The sequence below is a fragment of the Aeromonas sp. JL9 genome (genome assembly GCF_024436075.1).
GTDB classification, from domain to species: domain Bacteria; phylum Pseudomonadota; class Gammaproteobacteria; order Enterobacterales; family Aeromonadaceae; genus Aeromonas; species Aeromonas veronii.
The window spans coordinates 137,892-151,775 of the sequence record NZ_JANFNV010000002.1 but is presented as its reverse complement, the minus strand read 5'-3'; the positions used below and the strand labels follow the sequence as shown (position 1 = coordinate 151,775).

Sequence of the window (13,884 nt, the reverse complement as noted above, 5' to 3'; positions counted from 1 at the left end):
GATCAGCCAAACAGGGTCTTGCAAAACTGCTTCATCGGAATGGGGCGGCCGTAGAGATACCCTTGCAGATAGTCAACGTGGCGAGCCCGCAGGTAGTCCGCCTGCGACTGCTTCTCAACCCCCTCCGCGATCAGGATCAATTCAAGTCGCTTCGCCAGATCAATCACGTTTTCAACGATATGGCTGGAGAGTGCATCCGTGCCGATCATCTCTACAAAGCTCCGATCAATCTTGAGTGCATCGACCTGAAACTGTTGCAGATAGGTGAGACTGGAGTGACCGGTGCCAAAGTCATCGATAGAGATCAACACGCCCAGTTTGCGCAGTTCGGCAAACATCCGGGCAGTTGTCTCATCAGCCACCAGCAGCTCCCGCTCAGTCAGCTCCAGCCCCAAATCAACGGGATTGTCCTGAAACGCGTGGAGAAAGGCCTTGCAGTCAGCCAACAGGTCGAGATCCTGAAAGTGCTTGGCGCTGATATTGAAGCAAAAGTGAAACTTTGCCGGCAGCTTGCGGGCATAAGGGGAGAAGTGGTCGCGCACCTGAGCCATCAACAGGCTGGTCATGGGCACAATCAACCCGCTATCTTCCGCCAACGGAATAAAGCGATCCGGCGAGATCATCCCCTGCTTGGGATGCTGCCAGCGCATCAGCACCTCACAGCCACGCCACTGCTCATCCTCACCGGAGACCACCGGCTGCAGATAGGGGATAAACTCCTCCTCGATCAACGCCCGCTTGAGCTCTTCCGCTGGTGAGCTGCTACGCCCCATCAGCCTGAAGGTGCCGAATCCAATCAGCAGCGCCAGCAGCGGAGAGAGGAACAAGGTATATCTGGAGTAGCGCCATGCGTGACTCCAGTAGTCATGCACCGTGACCCGGGTGACGACCTGATAGGGGAAATCAGCCGAAGCGAGGGCAATATAGCCCTCTTCTGTCGGAGAGGGCGCCGCCCCGACCTGACCTGAGCCAAACAGAGCCCTCTGCCCCACCACCAGAGCCATCGGGGAGTTCTTGCTGGAGATCTCCAGGGTATTGCGCAGGTAGTAGCCATCTACACCGATCAGCACACTCCCCTTGTCCGTTTCATGACGCAGCACGATCAAGGGGCGATCCGGTGTGACCTCATTGCCAGGCAGCAGTTGCAGCCTGCCATCCACATAACTGTCAGGATTGAAGGGGCCATCGTAGTCACCATAGAGCGAGGTGCAGTAGATGTGGCTGCCGACAGCCAGATTGGCGGAACGGACATCAGGCACAGTGGCCACCTGTTCGCGCAGCAGTTGTGCCGCCTCCTTGCAGGAGTGACCAAGCATCCCCTCCACATTGATGGCCGCCTGCCGGGCATGGCCGATGGAGCGATCAAACATCATACGGGCATGCTGCAACCGTGAATCGGCATCACGCTCTATCTCCGTCACCGTCTGCCAGATAACGGCAACAACCCCCAGCAGCAGGATCCCGCCCCCCATCAGCAGCGCCAACAGAATCCTCGAGTAAAGCTGGCGAAGTTTCAAACGACGAAATGGCATGGCGGCCTCTTTGATGCTCGGATGATGGGTGACAGCCTCGTTGGACAGGCGAAAAGGGTCGCCATAATAGCGATTGTTCAACAAATCTCCACCCAACAAAAATCAATCAATTCAAACTATTGTTGAACAATATCTGGTAAGAAAAAGATAGAGTTAAAACCAGTCTAGTGAACAACACATGCCAAGCTCGTCCACTTGTTGCAGGAGGACGACGCCATTAGAGTAGAGCAAACGGCAGCAGGAGCGTGCAGCGATGAAGATTCTTATTACCGGAGGGACCGGCTTTATCGGCCGCAAGCTGGTTGCCCATCTCAAGGTCAATAACGAGGTCGTGGTATTGAGCAGACAGGGGAGCCGCGCTTACACCCTGCTCGGCCACGATATCAAGGTATTGGATAACCTCGACCGGCTTGATGACCTCAATGACGTGGATGCGGTGATCAATCTGGCCGGTGAACCTATCGCCGCCGGACGCTGGAGCGAGTCGCGCAAACAGCTGCTCTGCGATAGCCGCTGGCTACTGACCGAGCAACTGGTAGATCTCATCAAGCTATCCAGCACGCCGCCCAAGGTGCTGATCAACGCCTCCGCCATCGGCTGGTATGGCAGACAGGGCACCGAAACCCTCGACGAGCAGTGCCGCTCTCCCAACGACGAATTCACCCACCAGCTCTGCCAGCAGTGGGAGACCCTGGCGCAGGAGGCCCAGAGCCGCCAGACACGGGTCTGTATCGTGCGGATCGGGCTGGTGCTTGGCATGGATGGCGGCGCCCTGCCCAAAATGCTCCCTCCCTACCGACTCGGGCTCGGCGGCCCCATGGGGTCAGGCAGCCAGATGATGAGCTGGATCCATGTGCAGGATCTGGTGCGCGCCATGCTGTTCCTGCTGGAGCATGAGGAGTGTAGCGGCATCTTCAACGGCACTGCGCCCCATCCGGTCAGCAACCGGGAGTTCAGCCAAACCCTTGCCACCACGCTGCACCGTCCACACCTCTTCTTAGTCCCGGCGCCGCTGTTGCAACTGGTGATGGGGGAAGCGGCAGATCTGCTGCTGACCGGACAAAAGGTGATACCAGCACGGCTGCAACAGGCCGGTTTTCACTTCAGCTATCCTGAGCTGCCGAGCGCCCTCACCAATCTGCTGCGTGAGCCCCGCTAACTCACACCCGCTCGCGGCGTCCGCTCGTCAGCACCTCGCATAACAAGCAGCCCGGCCAATGGCCGGGCTGCTTGTTTATTGTGGCTGCGCTATTGCGCCTTGTGTGCATCGGCTCGCGCTGGCGGGATTACAACAACCCCTGGCCCAGACCCCGCAGCCGATCGCTCAGGGTGCCAGCCAGCAGCTGGCGCTGCATCCCCTGCCCCGCCAGCGTCACCAGCAGTGCCCCCAGCGTCGGCAGGCCGAGCCAGATAGCCCAGTGGAACTGCCACTGCCCCTCGAACCACCACCACTGCAGGCCAAAGGAGCAGAGCTCCACCACCATGGCGGCACAGAGCCCCGCCAGCGCACCACTGGCCACCAGCTCCCAACGCAGCATCTTTTTCAGCAGGTCGCTGCTGGCACCCAGAGTACGCATCAGCAACAGCTCGCGCCGACGCTGAGCCATGCTGGCCTGGGTCTGGGTCAGGAGCACCAGCAGCGCCGCCACCGTCACCAGCCCCAGCATCAGCGCCAGCGCCCGACTCACCTGCTCCGATACCTGAGTGAGCCGCGCAATCAGGTCATCCACATCGATAAGACTCACCGTGGGGTGGCGGCGGATCAACTCCACCTCGGCAGTGCGCCCCGCCTCGGGCAGCCGGTAGCTGCCAAGCCAGGTTCGGGAGAAGGGTGCCAGCAGATCCTCGGAGAAGATCATGTAGAAGTTGGGGCGCATGTTGTCCCACTTGATGCTGCGCAGACTGGTGACCCTGGCGCCAAAGCTGCGCCCCTCGATGGTAAAGGCGAGCATGTCCCCCAGCTTGATATCGAGCCGCTTGGCCAGTTCGCTATCCACCGACACCTCGCCGGGTCCGGCAAGCCACTTCCCGGCCACCAGCTTGTTGTCGATTGGCAGAGTTGCGGTGGTAGTGAAGTTGAGCTCCCGATCGACCCCCTCGCGGCCACTGCTGGCCCCCTCGCCCACCGCCTCACCGGCGATATGGGTCAGCCTGCCACGCACCATGGGATAGAAATCGGAAGTGGTGGCCCCGGCTGCCGCCAGCTCGCTCAGGATCCCCTCCCGCTCGTTCTCGGCCACATTGACCAGAAAACGGTTGGGCGCATCGACGGGGAGACGGGCCGAAAACTCATCCAGCAGATCGACCCGGGCCGCCCAGAGCAAGCCAAACAGCATCAGCGCCAGCGCAAAGCCCGCCAGCTGAAACAGGCCGCTGCTGCGCTCGCGCGACAGGTGGGCCAGCGCCAGCCGCAAGGCATGAGGCCCGCTCACTCTCGCTCCCAGCCGCAACATCAGCGCCGCCAGCAGGGCCAGCAGCCCCATCAGCAAGCCCATGCCACCCACCAGACCCAGCGCCAGCCGCACATCGGCGGTAAAGCCCCAGACCAGCGCAAACAGCCCGAACAGGCCGACCGGCAGGGCCAGCCAGGGGGGAATACCCGCCTCCAGCTCCCGGCGCAATACCCGCAGCGGCGGCACCTTCAGCAGCCGCAAGAAGGGCACAAAAGCGAGCAGCAGGGTGATAAAGAGCGCCACCGCCACCCCCAGCGCAAAGGGGCGCCAGGAGGGGGGGGGCAGATCCGGCGGCAGCAGGTCCCCCAGCAGTTGCAAGGTGATCCACTGCATGACGGTGCCCGCTACCAGACCCAGCAGCGCACCGATCAGCGTCAGCGACAGCAGCAGGGTTCCCATCAGTTGCCAGAGCGAGCGACGTGATGCCCCCAGCGTCTTGAGCAGCGCCACCATATTGGTCTGGCGCTCGGCAAAGTGGCGCACCGCAATCCCCATCGCCAACGCCCCCAGCAACACCCCGCTTAGCGAGGCAAGCCGGAAGAAACGCTCGGCATTGGCCAGCGATCGGCCCACTTGGGATTCGCTGTCATCCGGTTTGATCCACTTCTGTCCGGCCTGCAATTGCGGCAACAACCATTGCTCGTAACGGGCCAGCGACTCTCGCGGCCCCTTGAACAGATAGCGCCACTGCTGGCGGCTGCCGGGTAGCAGGGCACCGGTCGCCTCGATATCGGCACTGTGGATCAGCGCCCGCGGCGCCAGCAGGAAGGGGCTGAAGCCCTGATCCGGCTCCTCACCAAGCAGGCCTGCCACCTTGAGCACCGTATTGCCCACCTCCAGCTCATCCCCCGTTTTCGCCTTAAGCAGCTGCATCACCCGGGCGGAGAGCCAAATCTCGCCGGGAGCCGGGGCGCGGGCAGGTTCCAGAGTGAGCTTGCCATAGAAGGGAAAACCATCGGGCACCGCCCGAATGGAGGCGAGCTGCAACGCATCGCCATGAAACAGCATGCTGTTGAAGCTGACGGTGATCTGCACCGCCAAGCCATCCTGTTTCGCTCGTTCCAGCCAACCATCCGGCAGGGCGGCGGCGGTGCGCAGCACCCGATCCGCTCCGATAAAGTCGCGGCCAGACGCCTTGAGTCCGGCATCGAGCCGATCCGCTACCAGCGCCACACTCAAGACGCACGCCACGCTCAGGGCCAGCGCCAGCACAAACCAGCGCAGCTCGCCGCTAAAACCTTCCCGGCGAAGCAGTCGCCATCCCAATCGCCACAGCATCATCCCTTGCATCTCCCACCTGACCCGCAGCTCACTCCGTTACACCACATCATGGGCCACCTCGCGATCCAGCCGACCCGCAGTCATGACCAGTTGCCGCTGGCAACGCTCGGCCAACTGATGGTCATGAGTCACGACAACTAGCGTGGTGCCGTGCTTGCGATTGAGTTCAAACAGCAGCTCGATCACTTTCTCGCCGGTCTTGCTGTCGAGGTTGCCGGTCGGCTCGTCCGCCAACAGCAGGCTGGGACGAGTCATAAAGGCGCGGGCAATGGCCACCCGCTGCTGCTCACCGCCGGAGAGCCGTGGCGGCAGATGGTGCAACCGCTCGCCAAGTCCGACCGCAGCCAGCAGGTCGCGGGCTCTTGGTTCGCAATCCCGCTCGCCGCGCAGCTCGGCGGGCAGCATCACATTCTCCAGCGCAGTCATGGTCGGGAGCAGCAGGAACGACTGGAACACAAAACCGATCTGCTCGGCACGCAATCTGGCCCTCCCCTCTTCATCCAGCTCGCCAAGGGATTTGCCGAGGATCTCGATATCCCCCTGGCTCGGCAGATCGAGCCCGGCCAGCAGCCCCAGCAGGGTGGACTTGCCGGAGCCGGAGGCGCCGACCAGGGCCACCGTCTCGCCGCTATTGACTTGCAGATCGATCCCTTCAAGGATGGTGAGGCTTTCCTGGCCGAGGCGAACCGATTTGCCGAGGCCCTTGACGACAATAATGGGGGTTGAACTCATGCTCTGTATCCTTTGTTCCAATCCCTTGATGACAATCCATAGCGGGAGTTGAATTGATGGTGCGTATTCTGTTTGCCTTGTTGGTTGGCCTCGGCAGCCTGCTCTCGTCGGCTCAGGCCCAGACCCTGCTGGTGCTGGGAGACAGCCTGAGCGCCGGCTATCAAATGCAGGTTGAGCAGAGCTGGCCCGCCCTGCTCAACCAGAAATGGCAGGAGGAGGGGGGCAAACACACTCTGCTCAATGCCAGCATCAGCGGTGAAACGACCCAGGGGGCGCTGGCCCGTCTGCCCGCTCTGCTGAAGGAGCACAAGCCGGATTGGCTGCTGATCGAACTGGGGGGCAACGATGGCCTGCGTGGCTTCGCACCGACCATTACCCGCCAAAATCTGGCCAGCATGATCGCGCTCGCCAAGGAGCAGCAGACCCGTGTGGTGTTGACCCAAATCCAGCTGCCCCGCAACTACGGTGCCCGCTATCTGCGCCAGTTCGAACAGATCTTTCCCGAGTTGGCCCAGACTAACGATCTGCCGCTGCTGCCCTTCTTTATGGATGATATTGCGCTGCGCCCTGAACTTATGATGAACGATGGTATTCATCCCACCCCGGCGGCCCAGCCCCAAATCCGCGATAAAGTCGCCCGCTTTATGGAGCCGCTGCTCAGCCAATAAGCCCACCGTCTATCACCAATATCCCATAACAAAATATCCCGCCAAAATCGGATGTTTTGAATGGTCGACGATCTCTGCGTGGCACCTTGATTCAACCAATCCATCGCCAATACCCAATAACAACACATCCCGCCGAAGCGGGATGTGTTGTTATTGATTTAGCATAACCGGCAGGCAACTTCTCAGCTTTCCAGCACCTGACGCAACCGCTCCTGGGCCACGCCGACCAGCAAGTCGGGCTGAAATTTGGAGATAAAGCGGTCACACCCCACCTTCTTGACCATGGCTTCGTTGAAGTTGCCGCTCAGGGAGGTGTTGAGGGTGATAAAGAGGTCAGACATGCGCGGATCGCTGCGCACCTCGTGGGTCAGGCGGTAGCCGTCCATCTCCGGCATTTCGGCATCGGTGATCATCAGCAGGATCTCGTCGGTCACCTTCTTGCCAGCATCGCACCACCCCTTGAGCAGGGTCAGCGCCTGCAAACCATCCTGACACTCGATCACCTCAAGCCCAAGCTGGCCCAGGGTCTCCCGCACCAGATTGCGAGCGGTGCTGGAGTCATCGACGATCAGCACTTTGCGGCCATGCATCTCGGGCAGGATCTCCCGATCCAGTACCTCTTCGGAGATGCGGATGTCATAGGTGATGATCTCCGCCAACACCTTCTCTACATCGATGATCTCGACGATCTGATCTACTCCATCTTCGGGAATGCGGGTGATGGCAGTGAGGTAGTTGGCACGCCCGGCAGATCGCGGCGGCGGCAGTATATCCTTCCAGGTCATGTTGACGATATTGGCCACCTGCCCCACCAGAAAGCCCTGAATGGTACGGTTGTACTCGGTGATGATGAGATTGGATTCACTGTCGATGGGCATGGGACGCATGCCGATGGCGCTACGCAGGTTGATCACCGGGATCGAGGTACCGCGGATATTGGCCACCCCACTGATATTGTGATGGGAGCCCGGCATCTTGCTCAGATGGGGCAACTTGACCACTTCCCGTACCTTGAAGACGTTGATGGCGAACATCTGACGGGTGCCGAGACGAAACATCAACAACTCGAGGCGGTTTTCACCCACCAGTTGAGTTCGTTGATCAACGGAATCCAATATACTCGCCATACGCTGATATCCATCTGATTATTAATCGACTCTATTATAGAGGCTGCCCGCTAGGAAAGGCAGGCGCATTTTCAACCAGAGCGACCAACCAGACAAAAAAAGTGAGGCCGAAGCCTCACTTATCTCATTGATTTTAAAATCAATAGCTACAGACAGACTTCCAGCTGCCATCGGTTGCCTTGGGTTCGCTGCTGGTCCACCAGTTCGCCTGCCACACCACCTTGTTATGGGTAATGCGATCACCGCCATTGGCATGATCCCCCTGCGGCCAGTTCGGATAGGCCTTGTAGGCCGCCGGATTGACGTTCTGGCTGCTGCAGCTGGTGCCCGGATTCTCGCCGCCACCCGAGCCCAGCACGGCCTCCGGCAAAGTCGGGAACTCGGCCTTGAGACCAATGGTCTGGCTGCCACTGATGATGCGCATGCCGCTTGGCACGCCAGCGGCGGGCAGGTAGTAGGTCATGGCGACTTCAATCTCGGCCCCCGGAGCCAGAGTCTGCCAGCCCGGCAGGTTCATGGCGACCTTGTGGAAGTCCTTCTCGCCCGCAATGCCTTCCGAATTGTCGTTGCCACCGCTCTCCACCACTTTCAGGCCCATGCCACTCTGATCCGTGATGGTGTCAGAGGTGGAGGTGGGCACCAGAAACTCGATGCGCGCGCCGCCCGGAATGGTCTGGGTCGACTTGTTGATCAGCTTGAGTTTCGGGTTGATCGGATAGTTGGAGTCCCCTTCCTTGAAGCCGGAGAGGCTGACCTGGATGTCGAGCTGGGCGCTCGGCGCGGCCAGATCGTTTTGCTTGGTGTTGTACGGAGTTGCCTTGGCAAACTTCTCATAAGCCAGGGTGGTCAGGGTACTGCCCATGCCGTACTCGTTCTTGGCCGGATCGAAAGCGTAATCACCCGCCATCTCCCAGAACATCACGCCACCCAGACCGCGCTTGATGATGTAGTCCAGCTTGTGGCCCATGGACTCTTCATCTTCGGTTGAGAGGAACACCTTCTTCTCTTCGTTCCACAGCCAGGGCGCGTGGGCCTTCTCATCGTAGTAACGCACATACTTGCCCTGCATCACGTGAGCCGGATTATTGGGATCCAGACCCCAGGCAGTGCCGTAACTTGGCAGCGTGGTGATGCCGAGGCTGGCTGCATGCTCCAGGTTTTTGGCATGCCACATGGGCACAGCGCCACCGCCGATCTCTTTGCCGTTCTTGTCGAGATCATGCCAGATGTTGTCGATGCCGACCGCCCCGTTGCCGCACGGAATGGTGCTGCCACCTGTGCCCGGCTGGCACTCGTTCTGGCTCGGCAGGGCTGCCTTGCCACCCAGCCCATGACTGCCACCGCTCACCCCCTGCCAACCGCGGGTGTAATAGGGCACGCCAACGTTGATCTTGCCAGCCGCCAGCGCACCGCGGAAGTAGTGGGCAGACCAGGCCGCGTTGAGGTAACCGATACCGCCAAACTGGGTCTGGGTATAGACGCCCCAGTGGGAGAGCTCGGGGTCGGCATTGTTGTCGAACAGGGCCGCATTGTGACCGACAAAGTGGTTCCAGGCACCGTGGAAGTCATAGGTCATCAGGTTGACGTAGTCGAGGTACTGGGTGACCTGGAAGTTCTCCATCCCGCGCAGCAGATAGGCCGAGGCCGGTGAGGCGATGGTCAGCATATACTTGCGGCCATCTTCGTTACCGGCGTTGTCGAGCCGCGCCCGCAAGGTCTTCATCAGCACCTCGTAATTGGCAAACAGCTTGGCCCGGCACTGGTTGGAGAGCGGGAAGTCGTTGGGGTTGCCCGCATCCTTCATCGAGGTGGGGTATTCGTAGTCGATATCGACCCCGTCAAAACCGTACTGGCGGATAAAACTCACCGCCGAGTCAGCCAGGGTGTTGATACCGGCAGTATTGACCGAGCAGTCCCCCTTGGTAGTGGCGGTGTAGAAGCCGCGGGTATCGGCCCAGCCGCCGACCGAGATGAGGGTCTTCACGTCCGGATACTGCTTCTTGTACTTCGACAGCAGGTTGAAGTGGCCCTTGTAGGCGAATTCAGGATCCATCTCGGCACCCGGCACGCCATCCCAGGTCATCTTGGTGGCTGCATCGTCCACCTTGATGGTGTGGCTCTGCTCATCCACCGCCGCGAAGGCGTAGTTGATGTGGGTGATCTTGTTCCAGGGGATGTCGCTCACCAGATAGGCGGGCAGGCCGTTCTTGCCGGTGCGCCAGGAGGTGAAGTAGCCGATGACCCGGCGGGCATGGTCATCCCCCATGCACTCGTAACCATCTGGACGATAGATCTGGCGAATGTCACAAGAGAGGTTGCCACCGGTGGGCGGCAGCGCGGCCTCCTCGACATTGACGGTCACCGCCGCCGACTCGCCGCTCAGATTGGTCTTGTCAGTGGCCACCAGCTTGAGGGCGGCACTGCCTTTGGCATCCGGCGTCCAGTTCACCTGCCAGGGGGCAGTGGTATCTTCGCCCACCTTCTTGCCGTCGACATAGAGCTCGACTTTGGCCACATCGTTGTTGGCATCTGTGACGTTGCCACTCACCGCCACACTGCGACCCAGCGTCACCTTGGCCCCATTGGCCGGGCTGCTGATGCTCACCTTGGGCGCCTCTGGCGCCACCACGGCGGCGACGTTGAAGCTGGAATCCGCCTCGCTCAGCACCTTGCCATCTTTGTCCAGCGCGCGAGCTTTGAGGGTATGGGCCCCCACTCCGGCGGCGCTCCAGCTGGCACTCCAGGGCGAGGCGCTCGCCGTGGCGACCAGCTTGCCGTCGACAAGGTATTCCACCCGGGCCAAGGCCGTTACCGGGCCGCTCAGGGTCACTGCCAGCTCCACGCTGGCTCCTTCGTTGAAGCTGGCACCGGCAGCCGGTGAGCTGACTGCCACACCGAGCGCAGGAGGGGGCACCTCGCCACCATAGGGCTTCCAGGCATCTGCCCAGACCACACCTACCCCCGGCTCATAGTGATAGGGGGATGCCCCGCACCAGCCTGAATAGGGAAATTCTTTGCACTCGTAGAGGGCACCGACGTTGCTGACGATATCGCCAGCCTTGTAGGCAGTACCGGATTTATAGGCGGGATAAGCGGCCTGAGCCCAGGTGGGCGCAGCCGCAAGGGCGACCAGCATGGCAAGCCTGCTGGGTCTGAAAAGCTGTTGCATATTGTTATCTTCCTTGTTTTGTCTTGGCTTGGTCACCAAGGCAAAGAACAATCGCAACCTGCATGATGGGCGCAGACAACTGGCAATGGACCTGCCACAAAAACCACCCCTCACCCAGGGAAACCCCGCTATCTGGATCCACGATCGAGACCGGAAGCATTGCGCCCCGACATCACTGCCGGTTTGCCCTTTACCTGGGTTCCGTGAGGAACGAACCCAGTATAGGAAGGCGACAAGATCCCCTCAATCTTTATTCTCAAAGAGAATTATCCCCTGCCACGAAAGCATCATGATCTCAGGGTTAAAATTGATTGAATTATCAAAAAAATCATATCGTTACTGGGATCATAAAAACGCTTTCCCGCACCTTCCCAGATTCATTTAATGTGCGTTGGCTCACTGGTATGACATGCCAGAAATGTGACAATGCGCGCCCTTGGTCAACGAGCCAAGGCTATGGAATCACTGGCAAAAATAAAAAAGGAACACCTATGAAAGGTACTCGTACCCTGCTGTCGCTGGCCGTGGGGCTGGCACTTGCATCCTCAGGCGCCCATGCGGCATTTGTCTGCCCGTCCGATCCGGCTCAACTCACTCCCATCCCGACCATTCAGGGCACAGGCTCCGCCAGCGCGCTGGCCACCCAGACCGTGACCGACAAGAACGGTAACGTGACCGGCAAAATCAGCCCGGGCACTTTCAACGTTCGCGGTATCGTGACGACACTGGGCCAAAGCCTGACCAAGGGGTTCTATCTGACCGACCCGGTGGGCGATGGCAATCCGGCCACCTCTGATGGCATCTTTGTCTATCTGAACGACAAGGACTTCGCGACCAAATATAAAGACGTCAAACCGGGGAGCGAAGTCTGTCTGGAAGCACAGGTGCAAGAATTTTACGGCGGCACCCAGCTGACCCCGTTAGTCGACAAGGCCACCAAAAAAGCCCACTTGCAAGTCACCGCACAAGGGCTGAATGTGCCGACCAGCGTATTGCAGGTCAATGAAGGGGAGACGCTGGCGCAAGCGCTCAATCGCCACGAAGGGATGCGGATACGGCTCGACAGCAGCAGTGACCTGCACCTGACCCGCAACTACGGCTTCGACTACAAGGTATATCGCAACAACGTCGAACTCTCCCACAAGGCGCCTCTGCTCAAGCCGACCCAGCTCCATGTTGCCAACAGTGCGGACGCTGTTGCACTGGCCACCAAAAATGGCAGCAACCGTCTGGTAGTCGAGTCTGATTACAAAGCGCCGGATGGCGTACTACCCTGGTTCCCGAGCTGGGATGCCGATCAGGGTTATCTGCGTATCGGCGATCAACTGACCGGGCTGGAGGGGGTGATCGTCTATAACAAGGATGCCTTCCGTCTGGTGGTACCGAGCGATGTCACCCTGACTGCCGGCGCCCTGCTGCGCAGCCCTGAAGAGGATCGTCAAGACGCGCCGGCTCGCCTCGCTGGCAGCGATCTGCGGATCGGCAGCTTCAACGTGCTCAACTACTTCACCAGTCACTCCAGCATCGGCGGTGCACTCAATATCCTGTGCAAGGATCAGGCGGATGCCGACAACGCCAAAGGTTGCAACCGGGGTGCCAAGAGCCAGCCCGAGTTCGAGAAACAGCGCACCAAGATCGTCAATGCCATTACCGCAATGGATGCCGATCTGCTCGGCCTGATGGAGATGGAGAACAACGGCTTCGAGGATAACTCAGCCCTCCACAATCTGGTGACCCGCCTCAACGAACAGCAGAAGGATGCGAGCAAACACTACGCCTATGTGCGTCTGCCGGTCACTGCCCTTACCGATGGCAAGTTCTTCGGCGGTGACGCCATCATGGTGGCGATGATCTACCGCCCTGCCCTGCTTACCCCCAGCGGAGATGCCAGCGTCATCAAGCTGCCGGAGCAGCGCTACACCACTGGTGGTGTGGCCAAGACAGCCGGTCAGCGCGATTCTCTGGTTCAGACCTTCACCCTCGCCAAGAGCAAGGAGCCACTGACGCTGGTGGTCAACCACCTCAAATCCAAGGGGTCAGGCTGCTACGAAAATGGCGATGGCAAGACAGAACCGGCCGACCTGCAGGGCAAGTGCACCGAGTTCCGGGTCTCTGCCGCCAAGGTGCTGGGTGAGGCGGTCAGCAAACTGCCGGGCCAGGTGCTGCTGGTGGGCGACTTCAACTCCTACGCCAAGGAAGATCCGATCCGGGTGCTGACCGACTACAACCCGGCCACCAGCGAACGGAAGATCGTATCGGCCTCCCACACCTTTATCGGTGATCAGTCCTATGAACAGCTCGGTCGCGAAGTGACTCGCAGCTACGGCCTGATCGATCTCAACGTCAAATTCAACAAGGAGAAAGCCATCTCCTACAGCTACGACGGGGAGCTGGGCACCCTTGACTATGCCCTCGCCAACCCGGCGCTGGCCAGCAAGGTGGCAGGTGTCGCAGACTGGCACATCAACTCCTTCGAAAGCTCCCTGTTCGAATACGGCAGCCAGTACACCGGCACCCTGTTCAAGTCTGACAACCCCTTCAGTGCCTCCGACCATGATCCCATCATCGTCGACCTGAGACTGGAGAGCGATGCCACCAAACCGGACACCTCCTCAGGCGGTGGTGCACTGGGACTCGGCCTGCTGGCCCTGTTACCGCTGGCCTGGCGACGTCGCCGTTAACCACAAGCGCATCTGAATAGTGCAAGCAAAGCCCGCGAGTCTCGCGGGCTTTTTCATTCAGGTCATTGGATTTACAAATGAAAGGCGCGGGCGTATGGAGAAAATAAATGATGGAGAAAACAAAAAGGCCACCGCGATGCGGTGGCCTTTTGCTTCTTGTAACAAGAATTTGGTGGAGCTACGCGGGATCGAACCGCGGACCTCTTGCATGCCATGCAAGCGCTCTCCCAGCTGAGCTATA

8 protein-coding genes and 1 riboswitch are annotated in these 13,884 nt (G+C 59.9%); of the genes, 3 read left to right on the top strand and 5 right to left on the bottom strand.

All coding sequences use genetic code 11. The annotated features are described in order from the left end of the window. Positions 1–2 precede the first annotated feature (2 nt). Positions 3–1,532 (bottom strand): EAL domain-containing protein, encoded by a 1,530-nt coding sequence (locus tag NOM06_RS02685; RefSeq protein ID WP_255909806.1) that lies wholly within the window; start codon positions 1,530–1,532, stop codon positions 3–5. A gap of 253 nt (positions 1,533–1,785) precedes the next feature. Here NOM06_RS02685 and NOM06_RS02680 point away from each other — a divergent pair, with 253 nt between their 5' ends. Next, positions 1,786–2,691, top strand: coding sequence for a TIGR01777 family oxidoreductase (locus NOM06_RS02680; RefSeq protein WP_255909804.1), 906 nt, complete (start codon positions 1,786–1,788; stop codon positions 2,689–2,691). 127 nt (positions 2,692–2,818) lie between these two features. Here the strand turns inward: NOM06_RS02680 and NOM06_RS02675 are convergent, their stop codons facing one another. Together NOM06_RS02675 and NOM06_RS02670 are read right to left on the bottom strand one after the other, a co-directional pair. After that, a complete protein-coding gene (locus NOM06_RS02675; protein ID WP_255909932.1) occupies positions 2,819–5,266 on the bottom strand; it encodes an ABC transporter permease in 2,448 nt (815 codons plus the stop codon). Between the two features lie 36 nt (positions 5,267–5,302). Next, the gene (locus NOM06_RS02670) at positions 5,303–5,998 is read right to left on the bottom strand and encodes an ABC transporter ATP-binding protein (RefSeq protein WP_255909802.1); all 696 of its coding nucleotides are present in this window, start codon (positions 5,996–5,998) and stop codon (positions 5,303–5,305) included. 56 nt (positions 5,999–6,054) lie between these two features. Between NOM06_RS02670 and NOM06_RS02665 the strand changes: the two genes are divergently transcribed. Next, positions 6,055–6,666: an arylesterase gene (locus NOM06_RS02665; protein WP_255909800.1), complete on the top strand. Its 612-nt coding sequence runs from the start codon at positions 6,055–6,057 to the stop codon at positions 6,664–6,666. A 182-nt stretch (positions 6,667–6,848) separates the two neighbouring features. Here the strand turns inward: NOM06_RS02665 and NOM06_RS02660 are convergent, their stop codons facing one another. Both NOM06_RS02660 and NOM06_RS02655 read right to left on the bottom strand, forming a co-directional pair. Further along, entirely contained in the window at positions 6,849–7,793 is a 945-nt protein-coding gene (locus NOM06_RS02660; RefSeq protein ID WP_005335238.1) for a chemotaxis protein CheV, read from the bottom strand. Positions 7,794–7,932: 139 nt separating this feature from the next. After that, the gene (locus NOM06_RS02655) at positions 7,933–10,962 is read right to left on the bottom strand and encodes a glycosyl hydrolase family 18 protein (RefSeq protein ID WP_370688898.1); all 3,030 of its coding nucleotides are present in this window, start codon (positions 10,960–10,962) and stop codon (positions 7,933–7,935) included. Between the two features lie 115 nt (positions 10,963–11,077). Continuing rightward, positions 11,078–11,160: riboswitch (cyclic di-GMP riboswitch) on the bottom strand. A 293-nt stretch (positions 11,161–11,453) separates the two neighbouring features. Between NOM06_RS02655 and NOM06_RS02650 the strand changes: the two genes are divergently transcribed. Next, entirely contained in the window at positions 11,454–13,643 is a 2,190-nt protein-coding gene (locus NOM06_RS02650; protein ID WP_255909798.1) for an ExeM/NucH family extracellular endonuclease, read from the top strand. Positions 13,644–13,884 lie beyond the last annotated feature (241 nt).